This window comes from Spirulina sp. LEGE 11439, from assembly GCF_059821285.1.
This window is the reverse complement of sequence record NZ_JCAMRX010000007.1, coordinates 86,963-106,122: the sequence shown is the minus strand read 5'-3', so window position 1 is coordinate 106,122 and position 19,160 is coordinate 86,963. Positions and strand designations below refer to the sequence as shown.

Sequence of the window (19,160 nt, the reverse complement as noted above, 5' to 3'; positions counted from 1 at the left end):
ATGAATTTTTTTGTTTTCGCGCAAAAACTAAACTATAATAAAAACAAGGCTTAGAGGCGATTATGACGAACGCGACAACCCCAGAAAAACTTCAGAAGCTCCGCAAACAACTGAACCAGTGCTTCCTCGAGCGCTCGCAAATCATCGACGGGCTATTGGCAGTGCTATTACTCGGTGGCAATGCGGTTCTCTTCGGACCGCCGGGTTGTGCGAAGAGTGCGATGTTGCTCGAAATCTGCAATGCGATCGAGGGAGCGAAGTTCTTTAATAGATTGCTCCAAAAAGCGCAGCCCCCCGAAGAGTTATTGGGTCAGCCGAGTTTAAGAGCATTGCAGGAGGAAGATATTCTGCGACGCAATACCATCAACCGCTTGCCCGAGGCACACATTGCGTTTTTGGATGAAATTTTTAGGTGCAACCCGACGACGTTGAATGCCTTGCTTCGCATCATCAACGAGAAAATCTTTGAGAATCCAGAACCCCAGAAAATCCCTTTGTTATTCTTGGTGGGCGCGGCGAATCACGTTCCCAAAGATGACGAAATGGCGGCATTTGTTGACAGGTTTATCTTCAGACCGTGGGTGGGCTATGTGACTCGCGCCAAATCTAGAGAGAAGCTGATTCACAGAGCCATTAAAGGCAATCCTAGCGTCACGGTAAAACTCTCGCTAGATGAAATTTACCAGATGCAAAAAGATGCCAAAAGTGTTGCAGTAAGTTCGGAGATTATTACGGCACTCTTGCAAATTCATGGCATCTTAAAAGAACAAGTGTTTCTCATTAGCGATCGCAAGCTCCAGCAGCTTGCTAACCTACTCCAATGCTATGCTTATACGCAAGGGGATGATGAAGTTTACATCGACCACATTCACGAATTATTTCCTCATTGTTTGTGGCGCACGCAACCTAAAGAAATCAACGAGATTCGCAAGCTCTTAAAAGAGGCATATCCGAGTCCATTGCAGCAAGTCACGCAATTTTACGATGCTGCTAAAATCGAAGCAGGTGAAGTGACGAAATTAGCCACAGAATACAGTAGCAATCCCAACGCCTACAACGAACAAAACTTACTCGAAACCATCACCAAAACTTCCACAACTCTTGCCAATCTTCGTGATAAAATAAAGGAAGCCATCGCTAATTCTAAATCCAGAGATGCTGAGAAAGCTAAAGCAAAACTGAAGGCGCTCGAAGAACTCATGGGGGAAACGGCAGGGTATCGCGATCGCGTAGTTTAATCAAATCGTCGTCTCTCACACGCCGACAGGCTTTATGAATAACAACACTACCATTACTTACAATTACCAAGTACGCTGGCGCTTCCTCGGCGGCGAATGCGGCACGAGCGATCTGCACTGCCAAGCCTCCAAAAGCATCGCGGAAATCCACAAGCAAACCCTCGCAGATATTCGGAGAATCATTGGCTGGCAAGTTCCTAGAGATTTCGTAGAGTTCCTGTCAATTCGCACTCGTATTATCAAACTGGATGCGCCATTTCTTCATCGTAAAACTTGGGGCGCGGAGTTACACTATAACGGCAAATTATTCCTGTGGGATAACAACGATCAAAACGTTGTTAGATTCAATGGGACTCAAGCACTCCAACTTTACAATTTATTGCGGCGTAATCTAGGAATTATTCGGCAGAGTATAGAATATGATGAAAGAGAATCATAAATATTTTCGATTCCAAGTTCAAATTTTTCAAGGTAGCAAACAATGAAAAATCCAAATTTTCAACTCAAAAACTTAACTGAATGTGACTTCAGTAACCAAGATTTGACTGGAGCAAATTTTCGCAATTCAATATTGTTTGGAGCAGATTTTACAAACTCCAAAATTGAAAAATGCAATTTTAATGGTGCATTATTAAGAGGTGCTAAATTTCAGAATACTGGGTTTATTTTGTCTGAAGTTAGGTTTTTTATAAAGTATTTCGACTCGAAATATTATCAAGATATTCTCGTGCTAGCAAAAACTGATGAAGAAGCTATAGAAAAAGCAAGGATAAGAGCATATTTTGAGCAAGATTGGGCAAAAATAGATACAGAAGAAGAAGAAAAAGAACTTGCGAAAGAACTAGGTTTAGAAAAAGTTCCCAATGAAACTATCAGTATTAATATTTTAAAACGGTATAATGATTAAAATCTTTAGCTATCGCGAAATTACTCAAAAATTATCGCCAGCCTCGGTGTTATTTTGGAAAGACTTCGCTCGCGAGTTCAGCGCCGCGCAAGCGATGTTATCTCAAGGGCAAGCCAAGGGGTTTTCAGAGTGGCCGAGTTTCGCCCTTGAAATATTCCACAGGCTTTACTACGATGCCAACCCCAATCCCCTCGACCCTCAGCCTCCCGAAGGTGAATGGGCGCATCAGTTACACGAAGAGTTTACAGAACTCCCAGAGTTTGAGAGTCTCGTGACGCGCTGCGAGGGTAAGCCTTTCGAGTCGGGCATCGGTACCATCGAAGCCTGTAATGTATTAATTGACAGACTTCCCGATCCCCCCGAGGAAATGGAGGAGGACGTTGGGGAACTACGCGATCGCGTGAAGAACTTGAAGCAACAACTCAACCAAGATAATCTCACAAAGGCAGAGCAAGCCAAACTCCAACAGCAAATCCAACAACTCCAACAACAGGGCAAGAAAGCCATAGCCCAAGCCAAGGAATACGCTGAAGAACTAGACGAAACCCAGATTCGCTCCATTGAACGGGCGGCCATTGGTGGTGCAAATAAAATTCTAGACTCCTTTGAGAACGCCACAAACAGCATGGGCTGGGGCGACGAGCCGGGTAATCCGAGGCAATTACCCATCGCAAAGAAAATCGAGTTTGCCCAGATCCTCGCGGACAACGACAGGCTGCAACGCATTCTGGAACTTGCCGGGAGGATGATAGCGACCGCCGAACTCAAACGCCGCAGCAAGGAAGTCGAAGGGTATGGGGAACTGGCAGGAATTACTACGGGCAATAATCTCCCTCGACTGTTGCCTTCGGAACTCCAGAAACTCGCCGTTCCCGCAACAAAACCCTTGTTTGCCTTGGGGTATTTAGAGAGAACTTTGCTGGAGTACAAGTTCGTTGATAAAGATAGTTTATCTCGAGGTCCCATTATTCTTTGCATTGACATTTCCGGGTCGATGTCCGGCTTACCCGACGAATGGGCAAAGGCGCTGGCGTTAGTTTTCGCCACTTTAGCCCGCAAAGACAAGCGGCATTTTCGCACGATTCAATTTAGCGATCGCGTTGACCGAGTTGACGATTTTCCCCCCAATTCTCTTGATTTCGAGGAGTTATTGGCACTCATCACCGGCTATTACTCTGGCGGCGGCACAAACTTTGAAAGACCTCTCAAAGAAGCCTTGAAATGCCTCGAAAAAACGCCAGAACTCAAACGCGCCGATATAATTTTTATCACCGATGGCGAGTGCTGGCTATCTGATAAGTTCCAAGACAAGTTTCGCAAGCAAAAGACAACGCTGGAGTTTTCGTGTTATGGAATGCTAATTAACGCCTACAGCACCAAATCCCTCGAAACATTCTGCGATCGCGTCTGGGCAATTCAAGACTTGCAAGGGGCGGGGGATATCGAGGAAATTTTTAGCGCAGTATAAGCTAAGATATAATAGCACTTTAGTTTTTGCGCGAAAACAATATGTCCCGAGGAGGATGGAGAAACGGCGGACGACCCAAAAATGCTCCCGGCTATCCCGACGAATCCACCAGCCAAGAACGCATCCCCGAAAGTGTTGCAAATGAGCTAATGCCAATGCTCAAAGCGGGCGATCGCGTGAAGGTAATACCCGAGTCGGAATACCAACAACTCATGGCGATCGAGAAAACCTATCGCCTCCTCGTGCGGTTTGCATTGAAGGGCTTGGCGGTCACTGAGCAAAGCGATTGGCTGTGAATCACATTTGAATTTCCATACAGAATTTTATTTTCTACAATCCGAGTCCGTAGTCTTCTCCACCTAATCTTCTCGTTTGAATTGCTTGTGACTGGCTCTTTATCGCATCACCACATCACCCCAAAATCCTCTGCCTTGACTCCAAGACTTTCGTAAGTTTCTTGGGGCAGCAAACCACAATCTTCAAAGAACTCAAAAATCACCTTAAATGGCAATTTATACTTAACCGCCAAACTCGCGAAAAATGACGGCGTAACCTGCGCGGCTCTGTCTATCTCTGCTTTACATTCTTGGCAGAGTACGGGCAGAAGTTCTTGGAATAGCTTTTGCTTTTTGGCAACGAGATCATTACCTTTTAATCCGTGGAGTTGGTGTTTCATTGTTGGTCTGGGATAAGTTTTTGTAGTTCTTGTTCGTCGAAGTTTAATTCTTTGGCAATTTTTAGTAATGTTTTGTTATCGGGAATAATGCGATCTCCTTCGATTTTGGAGTAATAAACAAAGTCCATGCCAATAATTTTCGCGAATTCCCGATATGTGATTTGTTTGGCTCGACGTGCATTGAAAATCGTGCGTCCGAGAGTTAGCTGTTTTGACATGATATTTATTGTTTATTTTCACCTGCATTGAATTTTTATGAGTTTTTGATTTTCCAAGGTAATTCCTTCGGTCGTGCCCGCAAATTCTCCTTGAAATACACCGAAACCTTCGCGGCTCTGGCTTGATTCATTAACGCTTCCACCCACGACCATTCAGGCTGAAACTCTGGTACTTGAGTGGATTTACTCTGCCCGCCGATCGCTATCAAGTCGAACATCTCTAAACTTTGAAAAACCAAAGGTTCGAGCATGGGTTCGATACTCAGCCATTTCACTTTGGCTTCAATATTCCCAAAGGCTTTCTCGGCGATCGCCACGCGAGCCTGAGTATCAACCGTAGTCCCCAACCAAACGTTGTCGGGAAAGCAACCCAGTTTCTCTTGGATTTCTGGAAGTCTTTGAGGGAATTTAGTCAAGAACAAAAAATTCCATTGGGGTGATGGTTTCACTGCATTAAACACTTGCAATATCCAATCATCGGGAATCCACTTGCCAAATAAATCTGCCATCGAACAAACGAAAACATTCTTGGCAAAAATCTCAGCATCTTCAAGGCTGACTCGGCGCTTCTTCGCTTCGCTTTCAATCTTCGCTGCCGTGAATGGCTTAGTGTTTTTTGGCGCTAACAATCGATTCGGATAAAATGTCGGCTCGAAGTCGGTTTCAAAGAAGCGATTGGCAATGTCTCGAGCGTAACAGTAAAGGCATCCGCACCAGCATCCAGTCACCGGATTCCACGTCCACCATGCCCAATCAACGTTCTCATTAGTCGTATTGAATTTGGCTTTAGTGCTTTTATGAATAATATAGAGCTTGCGATTATCTTTTAGCTCTATTATTTCCCGTTCGGGTATCAAAGAGAGTTGCACTGCTGCTACCATAATTTCTCCTGCATACAGTTAGTTTAATACTAGCAGAAATAACGAGATTTGCAAAGTAAATCAACACTAAAATGTAAATAATTTTTTAAATATTTCAAAGCACGAGAAATCCATCGAGTTTCAATAACAACTCGAAAATTCTTCATATTCTTAAAAATTTAGAGTCGCAATTAGCTTGGTGGCGAAACCCCAAAGGTTAAATTCGCATCATCTTGCCAGAAAAAAGCCGCGATTCGCCCTAAGATACTCGCTCGCGTTCGCACTGACGATTCAGCCAGAATTTCCATCAGCAATTCAAAGTCTCCAGTGCGTGCGAGTTCAATGATTTCTGCTAATAATTCGGCGATCGGCAAGTCCAGCCAACAGCGCAGAGCATCGTCTTCTAAGGGAGTTGGAGGTGATAAAGCGGTACTATCGCTTTTAATATCTAATAGGGAGAGTACCGCTTTTGATAGTGTCTTCCATCCCGACCCCGATGCGTTCTTGAAACTTTTGACCAACTTGCGAATATAACGTTCGGATAGCGAATACCCTTGGGATTTTGCGTACTCGGCTAACTCAGCTTGCGTGGGTAGTTTTCCGCTCGCTTGCTGCCATTGCTGCATGAGGGTCAACAAGCCAAACTGCGAAACCTGACGCTCGGTTCCGGCTTCGGGGCAGACCTCGAAGGCATGGCGTTCGACCGTGTTAATGCCGTAGTCTTTGAGAAATCCCAGATCCAACTTGCCGACGAAATCAATCTCGAAAGACTCTTGGGGATAGCGATGCGATCGCGGTCGTCCGATGGCTTGGATAATCTGGATTTGCAAGAGTCGGTTGTAGTATTGAGAGAATTGGGAGTCGTTGGTTTTGTTAGTTTCTTTGTTTTCACCCCGTTCCTCATTTTTCTGAGTTTTTATTCTTTCTTCTCCCCTCCGAAAATCCCCTGCTCCCCCACGATTCCCGATTCCCGATTCCCGATTTCCTTCCCCCCGATTCCCTAACAAAGCATATAGCTCGTCCTCGACCACTCCGATATTGCAATAAGGCGTGCCGAATAGCGTTAAATCGGTTTGCCCTTGGAACTCATTAGAGCCGACATTATGATTGAACCACCACGCCTCTTCCTCTTGCCATTGCTGCCATTTCTTGAACCCGAGGAATTTTGCGTCGGTATTATGCTCTCGCTTGCAATTGCGATAGGCGGCCACTCGCCCCTTGGCAAGGTCGCTGATATTCTGCGTTCCCAAGCCTTCCATATAAGTTTGATAGATTGTTAAATTGCTCAGATTCGGGCGTTCCTCTTGAATCTCCAGAATTTCCTCGGGGTCGATGTCCAGCAACAAGCCGATGCGCTCGTAGTGAGGCGTGGCATCCAACAGCAGTATATTTTTGCAATGCTTGAGAACGTTACTAAAGCGCTCGTCTCGGTACGTCACGGAAATATTGTGAAATTTGATTCGCACTGCACCCTCGCCAAAGTACCAAGCTCTGAGTAAGTGCGGCAAAACATTGGTGGGAAATGCCTCGATTTGCTCGCGGGCTTCGCGTTTGGCTTCGGCTTGGAAGTAGGCATTGGCACTCTTGACCGCGCCTTTGAATTTCTTGTAATCGGCTTTATCTACCTCGACGCGATCGGGAGCGAGGATAATTTCGGCTTGCCCGACATGAATGCTCTCTAAGATGGCGATCGCGTTCTCGACCTGCATTTTCACCATGACATCCTCGGTGGGCTGAGGAACAATTTCATCGCGACCGATGCCCCATTTTCCTTGCTTGCCGTAGACGAGTTCGGTTAGTTTCTTGCGAATGGGCTTGATGATTTTGTCAAATCCATTGGCTTCCAACAATGCCATTTCCACCAACAATTGTTCGTAGCCGATATCGAGAGTATTGGTGCCGATGAGATTGCGATTGGCTTCTTCGACAATGGCGGTAACGTTGGAATAATCGTAATCGCTTGGACTGGGTGCGCTTTGAGGTGCGAGGCGAATCTTGGCTTGAGCGAGGGTATTGGAGCGTTGAAACTTGTAGCCGTAACCCCTGCCGCTTTGGTTTTTACAAAGATTTTTTAAGTTGCAACCGTTACAAAGAGGATTGTCGCCTCCGGCGTGGAAGTTGTAGCCTTTTTTGCTCAGTTCCGAAAATAAATCACCGTACTTGCAGTTGCTTTGTTCGACTAAGTGATGCTTTGGTGTATCGGGTGCGGCGTGAACCAATTCCCTCTTGCGATTGCAGGTCAGACCGTGGGGAAGTCGGGGGTGCAGGTCGCAAAAATTATTGCGGACGGTTGAGGTACTGACATTGCGATGGTTGACATCGAAGTACAGGGCGCGATCGAGTTCGAGCAGGGCGCTTTCATGGCTCTTGCCCGTCCCCATCCACGACGAATCGAGGATAAATTTGTAGCGCTCCAGCCAGCCGAGGCTCTCCAAATCCCGCCACAAATTCAGGCGATTCTCCTTTGGAGAGACTTCACCAACGCCTTGCCCGAAGATAATCCTCGGTAATTTCTCAACCTCCTCGGGTTTCGGCAACGAACAGGGATAATGCAGTTCTTCAATGCTCTCAAACGCCTCTTGAATTTGCCGCTTGCCCGTGTCGGTATGTTGTCCGAAGCCCTTACGGAAGCCTCGGGGTAATTTGGCAATTTGTTTTTGCAACCAGTCGAGGAAATTCTGCTTGGCATTGCATTCGAGAAAATCTCCTGCATCCCACCAGCGTACCCCTGCTAAATCCAGCAGTTCGTCAAAGTCCGGTTGTTTCTCGTTTTGCCATTGTCCCCAATCGCCAACTTTAACGGTATAACCCCACTCTTGTAGCAACTCGATAGTCTCGCAATCCCGTTGAAAAACGTGCTTGTTGCTGGCAGCTTCGGCATCCACGGGGAACAAAATTTCCTTCGTTCCCAAGCGCTGCGAGAGCAATTTCAGTTGTTCCTTGAATTGCCCTTTGGATGCCCCGAAGAGTCCCCCAGTAGCACCGACGACCGCATATTTCTCCTCGAAGCGATGAGCGGCAACAAATGGCTTGAGAATGCCCTCAATAATGAGAATGCCTTGAAGATTTTCGGGAATGGCGATCGTCTCGGTGGGGGCGATAAACATCTTTGCTGCCTTGGGAATGATCGTGGTTATTGGCAATTCCCCATTCGGCAAATGGCTGCTAAAACGCCCCTTAAGCCAACGATAGCGACCATTCTCGCTGTTATCGAGACGAATCTGAGTGCCAACAATGCGCCCGAAGGCATCTCTTGCGGGACATAAGAAACCGCGATCGCCTTCCTTGCCGAACCAAATACGTCCCTCGCGTATCCCCGGTAAGGATGGGTGGGCGCTAACTCTTTGCCCCGACACGACGCTCTTGAATAACCCGGCTTGAATTTGAGTATCTGTCAGTCCGCGATCGCGAAGGTTCTGGCGGTGGTCGTTGTCCAGTTTCAGGTTTAAGAGAAATTGCCGAAATTCACTGGCTCTGCGGTCAATCGGCAATGCTTGCTGGAGTAACTCTCGCTCCCGCCGTTCCTCTTCGGCTTTGCGCTTTTCTCGCTCCTCGCGGCGCTTGGCGGCAAGCTCGGAGTCGAAGTTGTCTTGGGATTTAGGGATGTGAATGCCCCAAAGTCCGTCTTTGCTGGGCTTGAGAAATTTGTAGTCGCGATTGTCTCCGTCACAATCGGCGTAGGTCATGCAGAGTAAAAGCTCGTCGGCGGTCGATCTGCACTTGGACGAAACTGAGCCACAGGACGGACATGGATTGCGACGGTTGTGGTAAATAAATCGACTCATTCGATACCTCCCGTAGAACTAGAGAGATAGTGGTATTCCGAGTAATTGAAATATTTCATATTAGGCTGCGAATCCATAAGTTTTACTGAACTCCTTCGGTTGCAATGGAGGAGTAATAGGGCAACAGCACCGTTAGGATTTGCGCTGGATTGCGCGATCGCGAAAGTCAAAAACCGATTGCAACTTGTTCTTGGCTCTCGCGAGGGTGCGAGGTGAAATACCGAGAAGCTCTGCGATATCGCCATCCGGTGGGAGAACGGCGGGATTGGAAGTTTCGGTTAGTTTGAGGAAGTACTCTAAAACTCTTTCTTCCTTACGTCCTAGCTCCGGTGCTAGAGGGAGCAATCCCTGCCTTCGCAAGGCGGATCTGGCTCTCGATAAGGTTGTCTCGCCAATGGCAGTTTGAAGGGTCTCTCGAATGCTCTGTTCTACGCTAGGCGCGTAATAGCGGGGTTTGCCTCGGTAAGCCGCAAGGGTTGCTTCGTGCAACGCTCCGGCGGGGGTTAACAGCCCGTTCCTATAGCGATTGAGAATTTCTTCAAATGCCATCTCCTCTCCTACCTACGCTGTTGCAATGTCAGGCTGCCTTCGAGATGCACTGCATCCTTGCAACAACCCAGTACGTCCGCAGCAAGAACATTGCGATGCGACCCTGCGTCGGCGTAAGACACAAGGGAATGCTGACCAAGACAGGGAACGCGCACCAAAAGAGCCGGGACGTGGGAAAGCTGAGGACACGGGTGTTGAGGAGGACACGCATTCTGAGGAAACCTCAGAATGGCGAGATGTCCGCGTTGCCTCAACACACCGAGATGTCCGTTTGGAAATCCATCGAAACTCCACCTCGGCGGGCAAGGTGAATATTCCGAAAACCCTTGCGAGATAAGGATTTCCTCGGAAAGATTGTGATGGGAACTCGTGGCGATATTCCCATGTAAATATTTGTTAAATCCTCTAGAAATGCTTGTCTTCATTTCCTTGCAAGGATGCACGAGGGACGTTGCAAGGATGCGGTGAGGATTTGTGGGGACGCACGAGGGACGTGCGAGGAAACTTTTTTTGAAATTGGGCGTGGAAGGCCTTGCCCAATTGACCGAAGATTGGGTAGAATATGACATAAGTATTTGATTTTTTTGTTGTTTCCGTTGAGTTGGTAGCTCTCGGAAACTCTTTTTATGTGTATTGGATAAGATGTATTGTAATACGTTTATTATGGAAAAGATCGAATGTAGCGATTTTTTTATGGATATTAATACGGAGGGAAGCAATGGATAAGTATCGGATGCGGATGCAGTGGCTCGTGCGTATGGTGCTGGCCAAGAATGGCGATCCTCCGATTAAGTCGATCAGTAAATTGACTGGTATCAATCCCAACACCTGTGGAATGCTTTATGAAGGTCGCTTTGCCTCGCGCCCTCGGGATGTGACGTTGGAGCGCTTATCGGATTTCATGGGTTGGCAATATTGGCATCTTGTGCGGTTTCTCGAAGCTGAGATTCTGCCGACCCGTACAGAACTCGAGAATAATTCTAAATGTACTTTGGATTATCTCCTCGATCTCAAGAACTTCCACGATTTTTGCGATCGCAATCAACAAAAGGAAGCAACCAAAGATATACCGTTGCCATTGGATTTAGAGAAGCTCGAATTGCTGCTGAAAGATAAAGGAGATTGGCAAAGCCCAGTAGAGATGGGTTTGGTGTGGGCGGTTCGCAGCAATAGCAAAGAGAAAGCCTCTCGAGCGAGAACTGTTTTCGATTGGTGTAATTTGATTATGGATCTTCGGTGTCGGGCAACGGGAATATTTGTGAAAATCTCTGTCATTCCCTTGAATGTTGAAGAAAATCTAGAACCCGGCCTGCAACTCGTATTAAAATCAGGAAACTCCGTTAAGGCTTGCGTGACGGCGGAAGACGATAACGATTTGCTGCCTCTCGAATTTGAAGTCAGCAAAGGCGAGCAATTCTTTCTAGAGATTTGGCGCAAGAAAGAGATTTATCGAAGAGGCTTTGCCTATTGATGGGAGTGACGTTAAATGATGCGGGTGACACTACAATTTTTTGCTACGAAAGAAGGTTATGAATATTCTTTCATCGTTGGCGATCGCGAAAGTATTCTGCTCGGGCAACTGCCGCATCCCGAACAACTTGAAGAAATTGTTGAGACTTGGCAGGGCTGCGGACTAGCTGGGAACTATAGCTCTCGCATTACGATATCGAGGCAAAATGTAGTGGGAACGAAGCGAGCCGTACAAACCCAATCCCTCTTCGCCCAACTCATCGCTCAATGCAACCTCTGGCTCGATTGCGAACCCTTCAAATCTCACGAAGCCGAAATCGCTGTATTGGGTACGAAACGCTTGGATATAAGCATCGATCCCAACGATTCCCTACTTCCCCATCTCTTCTTCGAGTACGGCGTTCTCGGCAAGTACCAAATTGTTTATTGTCCGCGTTCGTATCCCTTGCTCGCGCCGATTCCTCGTGCTAAGCGAGTGCTGTGCATTTTAGGAGAAGCGAGGGATTTGCAGTTGGATGACGATTGCCAATTGCTGGCGAGGAAATTTAAACGAAACTTGACCATTTTCAATAAGCCTAGCATTGAGGAAATTTGCCAGATCCTGCAAAAGCCGCATCACCTCATCGTCTACTGCGGACACAGCGAAGGTGATGGCATCAATATCGACAGCGAGCGAACGGAAATCGGGAAATTTGACGAAGCGCTCGGACAAACCAAAGGACTCGAATTGATTATCTTTAACTCCTGCGATGGCTTGAAACTTATCCCACTCCATCGCATTCCCTTGCCCGCCGCGATCGTCTGGCGCAGCGAAGTTCCCGATCCGGTGGCGCGATATTTCTTGGAAAAGTTTTTAGCTAACCTCAAAGGCAGGGATTATTTTCGTGCATTTTGTATGGCAAGGCTTGCCCTCAAGAAGCGATGGGAGGCCGAATTTCCCGGTATCTCCTTTCGCGTGCAGTATTGGGAGCGGCAGCGTTCCAAGCCCAAGCGCCGTTGGTTGAAATATGCTGTTATTGCCTGCGTTCTGCCCGCGTTCGTTCCTATCGGGTTGTTTGGCCTCAGACTCACGGGCTATGACGAACCCTTTGGAAGATTCATTAATAACCAAGGCAACGAACTCAGGAAGGCAGGGCAACTCGATGCAGCAATGTGGCGCTATCGTACCGCAGGCTGGGTTTGGAATAGTGGGTTGCCTTTGCACAATCAAGGAACATTGTATGAAGATATGGGCAATCTCGAGGCAGCTTATCGCATCTACGAAGTCTCAGCTAGAAAAGGCGATCGCCACGGTATGGCATCGCTGACAGCGCTCCTCGCTCGCTATCCAGAAATTTACGAGGATTCTCATCGCATCGAATTGACGTTGAAATGGCTCGATATTTGCTTGAACTTGGAATCAATAACAACAGATGATGAATTTGCACGGGGAAGCTGCTATATTTTTCGAGGAATTCTGCGCTATCAACAAGATAATTTGCAATTGGCAGAACGAGATTTATTAATAGGAATTCAAGTGTTTGAAAATAAAATAAAGCAAGGTGCGGACATCGAACCGCCTATATTTGGTTATTGTTTTGCAATGAAAATTTACGCAAAACAAAATTCCGAAAAAGTCTTAAAATACAGACAGCGAATTCTCCACAGCGCCGATCGCGCTCGCCCTACTCATGATAATTGTATTATTGAATCGAAAAACGCTTAGTCTTCTCTTTATTAGTGTGTTATTTTATGTTATCTTATTTGCTCCTTCAGTTCGTCCAAGTTCTGATTGCGACCCTGGCAGATTTCGCTGTTCTTCGCGCTCGCCGAGTATTACGTGGTTTGACAATATTACTGTAGTGACAGAGCCTCGGCGTACTCACATTCTCACTAATACGCCAATAATCCAATGGCAGGATACGGGAGCACCCTATAATTACCGCATCACCTGCAACGGACGAAGGATTGCAACGGGACGGAGTCAAACCAACGAATTGCGATCGCCATCATTACCCTCCGGCTATTGCCAAGTTAGCATCATGCCGTCGAAGGGATTGCCATCGAATCGCCAAGATGCGCTATTGGGTGGTGTGGGTTTTATCGTTCCATCGGCTGGCGAACGAGGTAGGATTTGCATCGAAGCCGAGAAAAGTAAGAACAAAATTGAATACTATCGCGATAATGGATATTACATCGAAGCCCTGAGATTATTAAAGGAACTGCTACCGTCACCGCAAGTTAATTTAGCCATTGCCGAAATTTACGCCAATTACATTGTTTTACCGAGGGAAGCCTTACGATATGCCTCGCTCGTGTCAAATAACCGAAGAGCCGAGGAAATCATCGAGTGGGCGGAGTCCACGGGCGTTACCACGGAGTTCCCACGAGAACAAAACTCGCCCAATGCGCCGGGGACAAATTAGCCTTCAGCATATCTTGTTGTGCCAATTGCAGTGCTTCGTTCTTCATCGTGCCTTGACTGAGATGAAAGTAAAAGCGATCCATCATGCGAGCCGTACTGCGATCGCCGACCTGCCACAGCGAACCCGCGACCGAACGCGCTCCCGTCGCGAGACCCAGCCCGGCAAAGCCCAGCTCGACAGTTTTTCCCGTTCCCGTTTGGCAAGCGCTGAGAATTAAAAGTTCGAGGGGCGTTTGCAGGATTTCTCTGGCTATTTCAAAGTTAATTGTCGCATCCCAAAGTTGTAGGGAAGATTCGTTGGCATGAGTGGCGAGGTGTGCGATTTCTGTTCTGCCGTATTGGTTTTTAAAGTTATTGAATGTAGCTTCAGAATTAAAATAAGACACTGTAGTAAAATAGGAAGATATCGCTGCAATTTCTTCCTTGATATGCGGTAAATCTTTCCGTTCTTTGCTAAACTCAGAGATTCCCACTGCCAAAACTTTTGCATTGTCTAGACTGCGATACGACGCATCGAATAAGGCGATGCTGGGAATCAAGCTGGTACTGTATTTTTCGATAAGATATTGTTCCCCATCGTGCAGTGCGGCAAAGGGAAGCAGTCTGAGAATTCCCTCCGGTGCGATGATGATACCATCGAGTTCTTGCAGTTCTGATTCCATCGGTCGAATGAGGATATCGTAGAGTTGTTGGCTGCTCGGTAGGAAATTGTCAGCGTTAAAAGCCACGACGCTTTGTTTTGCATCGTAGACGATATTCTCTAGGGTTTTTAAAGGAATTTCAACAGTTTTAAAAATGGGTTCTGCCTCTTCTCGAATCAGTGCCAGTTCAACACCATTTTCCGACAGCATCGCGTACAAGATTCCGTGGCTTCTTGCCGTAATTGCTTCAATTTCTCTCAACATTTCTCGAATATTGACGGTCGTAACTTCTCGTTCGATGATTTCTGCTGTTTCAATTTCAAAATGCTCTTGAATTTGCAAAGTGAGCTTGCGGTCGTATTGCGCGATCGTATTATTTTGCCGACCGAGAATTTTCGGAGAATTATTCTGGTTAATGAGAGAAAGAGGAGAAGACAAAGCGTTGTGTTGGGGAAACCAAAGGCTTGTCGTTCCCCACGTAAAAATTTGTGCATCGGCAGTTTCTTCAATTGACAAACCTTCTCCAGAAATTGCAGCGAGAAGCGAAGCCGTATTGTCTGTTGAGCCAACTATAGGGAGAGGCGTTATCACCTGAATGGGTGCGCTGGAAATTATAGGCGTTGCAGCCATTTCCCGTCTCGTATAGTTCAGCCACCCCGCCAGCATTGCTCGCGTTGTCGTATCGGTCAAAGGTTTGTCGATCGATGTCAATTCCGTGACCCCTCCCCCTTCCCAGATAAACCAGATAGACGCTGCCGCTCCGCTACCCGTTAAATCTCCAATGATGAATTCGGGGGATGTAATATTTAAGTTATCTCGAACGATAATACTCGCCCGCTCTCCCCAAAAATCTCGTTCTCCTGCGATCGCAATATTGCCGTGTTGGGTTTCGAGGGTTAAGTTCGTTGCCTCAATGATGCCGTTGACCAAAATATTCTCGCTCGCCGCGAGGGTAACATCGCCGCCTCGGATCGTTCCGGTTTCGATGCGAGTCAGAGATTCAAAAAAGATATTGCCTGTAATTTGTCCTTCCGTATAGATATTGCCTGTTTTTATTGGCGTTCCAGAGATTTCTAGATCGCCGCCTCGTCCAAATGGTGCGGTTGCCGCAATCGTCGAAGTTGCTACGCCGTTTTGCCCGTGAAGATTTACATTTCCCGCTTTACCATCAAAGCCCATCGCTTTGATATCCAAGGATGTCGTGCCGATGAGATTTGCGAAGATGTTAACATTGCTTCCGGTTTTTACCCCGATACCTTGCATCCCTCCGTAAATTTGCACTTCACCCGTCGCTTGGATATCGAGATTGCCCGCATAATGACCGTGGGTATAAATTTCTTGGATTTTGATGTTATTTGTTGAAGTCATGCTAACATCGCCGCCATCGTGAAATAAGCCGTCGCCATTGGTTGCGATTATGCCAATTTCAATATGATTACCGGTAATTTTCAGATTGCCGCCATCGCGATTGGAGTGCCGCGTATCGATACGGCTGATGGCGATATTTCCTGTTGTTTCGAGGTTGACATCGCCCCCTCGGGTTTGGAGACGAGCGGCTGCAATCGCTCCTGCAGTTATTGTTAAATCGCCGCGAGTGCGAATGTTTTCGGCAATAATCGAGTTCTCGGCGATAATGGTCGCGCTGCCATTCATGTCTAGGTTATTAAAGTAAGCCCTTTCGTTCGCTTGCGCGTAGAGATTGCTGCGGAGTCTGAGGTTCTCCGGCATGGCGACGAGATTGGCTTCGGCGATGAGGAATATCGTGCCGGCCGACGAGTTCTCTAAACTCCTTTGAGTGCGAAAAGAGGCATTGCCGATGGGCATTCCGATGCGAGCCTCGAGGCGATCGAGTTCGGTCAATGTTAATTCGTCAAGCGTTCGATTGCCTGACGTGATGATGAGATTCCTCGGATCTAAGACCCACGTTCCCCCGATTTCTCCCTTTAGATTCGGATTGCCCGTAAATATCAGTTGTTCTTTGCCAGATGTTTCGATAAAGCCGCCATTGCCGCCGCTAACACCGCCGCGAGCCGACACGAACGCATTGCCCGCGTTGGTGGTTTTGTCCGACCAGATGATAATGCGCCCGCCATTGCCATCCGCAATTGCATCGGCTTGGATGATTGAAGTATCGGTGATGTTGGTAACGTTTGCCGTCGGTAAATCCCCTTGCCCCAAATAATCGCCGCCAATCCAGATATTGCCGCCACCATTGCGCCCTGACGCATTCAAGCGTCCGTTAATGGATATTGTTTCGCCAAGCACTGCGATTTGCCCGCCAATGCCGTTGGGATTGCTGGCATCGACCGTTCCCGAAATAGTTGTCGCATTCGGCTCTCCCGTTAATAATCTGGGAATGTCCAAAGCTGAAAAATCAGGCGCAATGCGATCGCGAGGGAGTTCGAGGTGTAGCAAATGCCCCGATTTGCTCAAGCGCACTAAATTCTCCCCCGGCACGGCTGAGATGATGATGTTATTGCCGTGTAATACCCCGGTGCTGGTAACGCTGCCGCCTAACAGCGTGAGATTTTGCGCCGTTAAATTGCCGTGATTGATAATAGTTGTGGGGTTTGCCAAGTCGAAGACGAATTGCGTTGGATTGCCGATTAAACTTTGATAATCATTATCTCCAAAGGCATCGAACCAACCGTTGTCCCCGAACCCAATCCCAGTGGCCGTCGTTGCCGTAAAGTCTCCCGGTACATTTAAACTCGCATTGCCTCCGAACACAATGCCCGCCGGGTTCATCAAGAATAAATTGGAATTGCCTCCCGTTACCTGAATTAACCCGTTAATTACCGAAGGATCGCCGCCAACCACGCGACCGAGAATATTATGGATGCTCGGAGCGGATAAGAAGTTCGCGATTTGCCCCTTGTCTAACCCAAATTCCTCAAAGCTGTGAAATAAATTGCGCCTATCCCCCGATAGAATGCCACCGCTAATGTCGAACTGCTGCCCGTTGATATTTACCATAGTCCCCGTGCCGTTTATTTCGGGAATGATGGGCGTTGCCAATACTGATATTGTCGATGCGATCGGGTATACCAGTATAAACGCTGAAGTTAACGCGATGCTCTTGGATCTCTCGAGTGGCTTTGATAGGGTGAAGTGGGGTCGGTTCACTGAAATATTTTAGGAGAAAAATAAAGCAATGCGTCAAGTTATTCTACCAGCGTCTTTAACTTTCGGTTTATTATCTTTTGTAAATCCTGTATTAGCAACTATTATTAATTTCTCAGAGACTAACGATTTAGCGGAGATTTCTCTCTTGGGCGTTGATATTAGCGGTTCTGGCGAGATTGACTTTGCTTCGGGAGGGCTAGGTATTGGCGACAATGGCACTATCGAAAACGGAGAATCGGTTTTATTTGACTTTGATGGTCTTGCTGAGAATATCGGCACGTTTAGCACGACTTTGGTTCTCGACGACTTCAGTGTTATTCCGGGTGACGGTTTAATTGAGGGTTTTGATTTAGGCGGCGCGAGCTTAGGTGTTGTTACTCTGAACGCTTTCACTGCGTCTATTAATATCAGTGAATTATTTAATAACCAGTTGCTCGGTGCATTTAGTTACACTGCATTAGATGGCACCGGTCGTAATATTTCCGAATTGTCTTTCGAGCGCGTTGTTATGGAAGCACCAGAGCCGGGTTTTGTTTTGGGTCTTGTTGTCAGTGGCGGATTGGCGGTTGCCTCCAAGCGTCGCAGAAAATAAAGGTGATAGAATACCCTCGGCAGATTGGGAGTGCTGAGATGAAAAAGGTTTTTAGATTCCGTATAGAAATTGAAATTGTCGTAGTCTTGGCAATTGCATTGTCATCTTGCAATGTCAATATTTTCCCCAGCACCTCTTCGCTGCCCGATTGCGTCAAAGACAATTGCAATTGTTCTGACTTCGCCACGCAACAAGACGCGCAGAAAATCCTCGAGGCATTTCAGGGCGACCCGCATGGACTCGATCGCGATGGCAATGGCAGGGCTTGCGAAAGTCTTAAAGGGAATCAAGAAAATACGATTCCCGATTCCCCTCTTGGTGCGCGTTCCCTAGGTGTTCGCGCAGCGTCTCCGGAGGAGTTGGAAACCTCACCGGGGTCGCACCGCCAATTCCCGATTCCCTCTTCAATTCATATCAAATTCGGCAATCCCAGCAATGCCAATACTACTGACATCAATAACTATTTACTCCTCAAACCCCAGTATGCCATCGGGTACGATTGCAGGCTAAACCTTGCTAAATGGGTGTCGTGGCAATTATCTCGCGAGTGGCTGGGGAATGTGGGGCGCTCCAATGATTTCAGATCGGATTCCGATTTACCTTGCTACCCAGTACATCCGAGAGATTACAAGGGAAGTGGCTATGATCGCGGGCATATTGTGGCTTCTGCCGACCGCGATCGCACTGAGGAAGATAATTCTGCCACGTTCCTTATGAGCAACATGATGCCCCAAAGCCCATCCAACAATCGCGAAGTCTGGCGAGAGTTCGAGGAATATTTGCGGGAATTAGTGAGTCAAGGCAAAGAGCTTTATGTTATTGCGGGCGGTGAAGGAAGCCAAGGAACAATTGGTAATGGCGTGAATGTTCCGCAATACACTTGGAAAGTCGCGTTAATCTTGAGCAATGGCAAGCCCGAAACAATCCTAGCCGTGCGAATGCCTAATGACTCCTCTGTGACCGGGAGTGATTGGGAAGATTGGCGAGTCACCGCCGATATGCTGGAAGTGGCTACTGGGCTTGATTTCTTCGAGGTGCTGCCGAATGATGTGGAAGATGTGCTAGAGAATCGCAGCAACTAGAGTTTTCAAGGATGATAAAAGAAGAGATTAGGCTCTCTATTTCGATTTCCGGGAATAGTTAATGGTTCGGTTTCTGGCTTGGTTTCTGAGGGTTCGACGCGGAAAATCAGCGCTCCCGATTTGAGTTGTAGCCCTTCTTCGATT

General features: G+C 47.3%; 17 protein-coding genes. 11 read left to right on the top strand and 6 right to left on the bottom strand.

Annotated features, from left to right (window positions below):
- The first annotated feature begins 62 nt into the window (after window positions 1-62).
- From AC6RV6_RS07320 to AC6RV6_RS07300, 5 genes are read left to right on the top strand one after another with little or no spacing between them, the layout of a single operon-like run.
- Window positions 63-1,238, top strand: a complete 1,176-nt coding sequence (locus AC6RV6_RS07320) for an AAA family ATPase (RefSeq protein WP_500240040.1) — start codon at window positions 63-65, stop codon at window positions 1,236-1,238.
- 34 nt (window positions 1,239-1,272) lie between these two features.
- Window positions 1,273-1,677, top strand: coding sequence for a hypothetical protein (locus AC6RV6_RS07315; RefSeq protein ID WP_500240038.1), 405 nt, complete (start codon window positions 1,273-1,275; stop codon window positions 1,675-1,677).
- A gap of 42 nt (window positions 1,678-1,719) precedes the next feature.
- Window positions 1,720-2,145 (top strand): pentapeptide repeat-containing protein, encoded by a 426-nt coding sequence (locus tag AC6RV6_RS07310; RefSeq protein ID WP_500240036.1) that lies wholly within the window; start codon window positions 1,720-1,722, stop codon window positions 2,143-2,145.
- On the top strand, window positions 2,138-3,613 hold the full coding sequence (locus AC6RV6_RS07305; RefSeq protein ID WP_500240035.1) for a vWA domain-containing protein: 1,476 nt from the start codon (window positions 2,138-2,140) through the stop codon (window positions 3,611-3,613). Before AC6RV6_RS07310 ends, AC6RV6_RS07305 begins: the two co-directional genes overlap by 8 nt.
- A gap of 41 nt (window positions 3,614-3,654) precedes the next feature.
- Window positions 3,655-3,909 (top strand): hypothetical protein, encoded by a 255-nt coding sequence (locus tag AC6RV6_RS07300; RefSeq protein WP_500240033.1) that lies wholly within the window; start codon window positions 3,655-3,657, stop codon window positions 3,907-3,909.
- A 107-nt stretch (window positions 3,910-4,016) separates the two neighbouring features.
- Here the strand turns inward: AC6RV6_RS07300 and AC6RV6_RS07295 are convergent, their stop codons facing one another.
- The 5 genes from AC6RV6_RS07295 to AC6RV6_RS07275 all read right to left on the bottom strand — a co-directional run bounded on the left by AC6RV6_RS07295 (window position 4,017) and on the right by AC6RV6_RS07275 (window position 9,701).
- Window positions 4,017-4,289 carry a hypothetical protein gene (locus AC6RV6_RS07295; RefSeq protein WP_500240031.1) on the bottom strand — a complete coding sequence of 91 codons (273 nt, stop codon included), beginning with the start codon at window positions 4,287-4,289 and terminating at the stop codon, window positions 4,017-4,019.
- Complete coding sequence (locus AC6RV6_RS07290) at window positions 4,286-4,507, bottom strand: helix-turn-helix domain-containing protein (RefSeq protein ID WP_500240029.1); 222 nt, start codon at window positions 4,505-4,507, stop codon at window positions 4,286-4,288. Before AC6RV6_RS07290 ends, AC6RV6_RS07295 begins: the two co-directional genes overlap by 4 nt.
- 35 nt (window positions 4,508-4,542) lie before the next feature.
- Window positions 4,543-5,388, bottom strand: coding sequence for a DUF5131 family protein (locus AC6RV6_RS07285; protein WP_500240027.1), 846 nt, complete (start codon window positions 5,386-5,388; stop codon window positions 4,543-4,545).
- A 170-nt stretch (window positions 5,389-5,558) separates the two neighbouring features.
- Window positions 5,559-9,053, bottom strand: a complete 3,495-nt coding sequence (locus tag AC6RV6_RS07280; RefSeq protein WP_500240024.1) for a hypothetical protein — start codon at window positions 9,051-9,053, stop codon at window positions 5,559-5,561.
- 231 nt (window positions 9,054-9,284) lie between these two features.
- Window positions 9,285-9,701 (bottom strand): hypothetical protein, encoded by a 417-nt coding sequence (locus AC6RV6_RS07275; protein WP_500240022.1) that lies wholly within the window; start codon window positions 9,699-9,701, stop codon window positions 9,285-9,287.
- A gap of 25 nt (window positions 9,702-9,726) precedes the next feature.
- Here AC6RV6_RS07275 and AC6RV6_RS07270 point away from each other — a divergent pair, with 25 nt between their 5' ends.
- The 4 genes from AC6RV6_RS07270 (at window position 9,727) to AC6RV6_RS07255 (ending at window position 13,576) form a co-directional block, all read left to right on the top strand.
- Window positions 9,727-10,038: a hypothetical protein gene (locus tag AC6RV6_RS07270; protein WP_500240019.1), complete on the top strand. Its 312-nt coding sequence runs from the start codon at window positions 9,727-9,729 to the stop codon at window positions 10,036-10,038.
- 381 nt (window positions 10,039-10,419) lie between these two features.
- Window positions 10,420-11,172, top strand: coding sequence for a hypothetical protein (locus AC6RV6_RS07265; protein WP_500240017.1), 753 nt, complete (start codon window positions 10,420-10,422; stop codon window positions 11,170-11,172).
- Window positions 11,173-11,187: 15 nt separating this feature from the next.
- The gene (locus AC6RV6_RS07260) at window positions 11,188-12,876 is read left to right on the top strand and encodes a hypothetical protein (RefSeq protein ID WP_500240015.1); all 1,689 of its coding nucleotides are present in this window, start codon (window positions 11,188-11,190) and stop codon (window positions 12,874-12,876) included.
- Window positions 12,877-13,012: 136 nt separating this feature from the next.
- Entirely contained in the window at window positions 13,013-13,576 is a 564-nt protein-coding gene (locus tag AC6RV6_RS07255; RefSeq protein ID WP_500240013.1) for a hypothetical protein, read from the top strand.
- On the opposite strand, the gene AC6RV6_RS07250 is transcribed toward AC6RV6_RS07255, so the two are convergent.
- The gene (locus AC6RV6_RS07250; RefSeq protein WP_500240011.1) at window positions 13,521-17,234 is read right to left on the bottom strand and encodes a CHAT domain-containing protein; all 3,714 of its coding nucleotides are present in this window, start codon (window positions 17,232-17,234) and stop codon (window positions 13,521-13,523) included. The genes AC6RV6_RS07255 and AC6RV6_RS07250 overlap by 56 nt on opposite strands.
- Window positions 17,235-17,370: 136 nt before the next feature.
- Between AC6RV6_RS07250 and AC6RV6_RS07245 the strand changes: the two genes are divergently transcribed.
- Entirely contained in the window at window positions 17,371-17,934 is a 564-nt protein-coding gene (locus AC6RV6_RS07245; protein ID WP_500240008.1) for a hypothetical protein, read from the top strand.
- A gap of 38 nt (window positions 17,935-17,972) precedes the next feature.
- Window positions 17,973-19,016, top strand: a complete 1,044-nt coding sequence (locus tag AC6RV6_RS07240) for a DNA/RNA non-specific endonuclease (protein ID WP_500240004.1) — start codon at window positions 17,973-17,975, stop codon at window positions 19,014-19,016.
- Window positions 19,017-19,160: the final 144 nt, after the last annotated feature.

Excerpts from the sequence above, each read along its gene's own strand:
- AC6RV6_RS07320 (WP_500240040.1), top strand. The coding sequence starts at position 63 with ATGACGAACGCGACAACCCCAGAAAAACTTCAGAAGCTCCGCAAACAA.
- AC6RV6_RS07315 (WP_500240038.1), top strand. The coding sequence starts at position 1,273 with ATGAATAACAACACTACCATTACTTACAATTACCAAGTACGCTGGCGC.
- AC6RV6_RS07310 (WP_500240036.1), top strand. The coding sequence starts at position 1,720 with ATGAAAAATCCAAATTTTCAACTCAAAAACTTAACTGAATGTGACTTC.
- AC6RV6_RS07305 (WP_500240035.1), top strand. The coding sequence starts at position 2,138 with ATGATTAAAATCTTTAGCTATCGCGAAATTACTCAAAAATTATCGCCA.
- AC6RV6_RS07300 (WP_500240033.1), top strand. The coding sequence starts at position 3,655 with ATGTCCCGAGGAGGATGGAGAAACGGCGGACGACCCAAAAATGCTCCC.
- AC6RV6_RS07295 (WP_500240031.1), bottom strand. The coding sequence starts at position 4,289 with ATGAAACACCAACTCCACGGATTAAAAGGTAATGATCTCGTTGCCAAA.
- AC6RV6_RS07290 (WP_500240029.1), bottom strand. The coding sequence starts at position 4,507 with ATGTCAAAACAGCTAACTCTCGGACGCACGATTTTCAATGCACGTCGA.
- AC6RV6_RS07285 (WP_500240027.1), bottom strand. The coding sequence starts at position 5,388 with ATGGTAGCAGCAGTGCAACTCTCTTTGATACCCGAACGGGAAATAATA.
- AC6RV6_RS07280 (WP_500240024.1), bottom strand. The coding sequence starts at position 9,053 with ATGACCTACGCCGATTGTGACGGAGACAATCGCGACTACAAATTTCTC.
- AC6RV6_RS07275 (WP_500240022.1), bottom strand. The coding sequence starts at position 9,701 with ATGGCATTTGAAGAAATTCTCAATCGCTATAGGAACGGGCTGTTAACC.
- AC6RV6_RS07270 (WP_500240019.1), top strand. The coding sequence starts at position 9,727 with ATGTCAGGCTGCCTTCGAGATGCACTGCATCCTTGCAACAACCCAGTA.
- AC6RV6_RS07265 (WP_500240017.1), top strand. The coding sequence starts at position 10,420 with ATGGATAAGTATCGGATGCGGATGCAGTGGCTCGTGCGTATGGTGCTG.
- AC6RV6_RS07260 (WP_500240015.1), top strand. The coding sequence starts at position 11,188 with ATGATGCGGGTGACACTACAATTTTTTGCTACGAAAGAAGGTTATGAA.
- AC6RV6_RS07245 (WP_500240008.1), top strand. The coding sequence starts at position 17,371 with ATGCGTCAAGTTATTCTACCAGCGTCTTTAACTTTCGGTTTATTATCT.
- AC6RV6_RS07240 (WP_500240004.1), top strand. The coding sequence starts at position 17,973 with ATGAAAAAGGTTTTTAGATTCCGTATAGAAATTGAAATTGTCGTAGTC.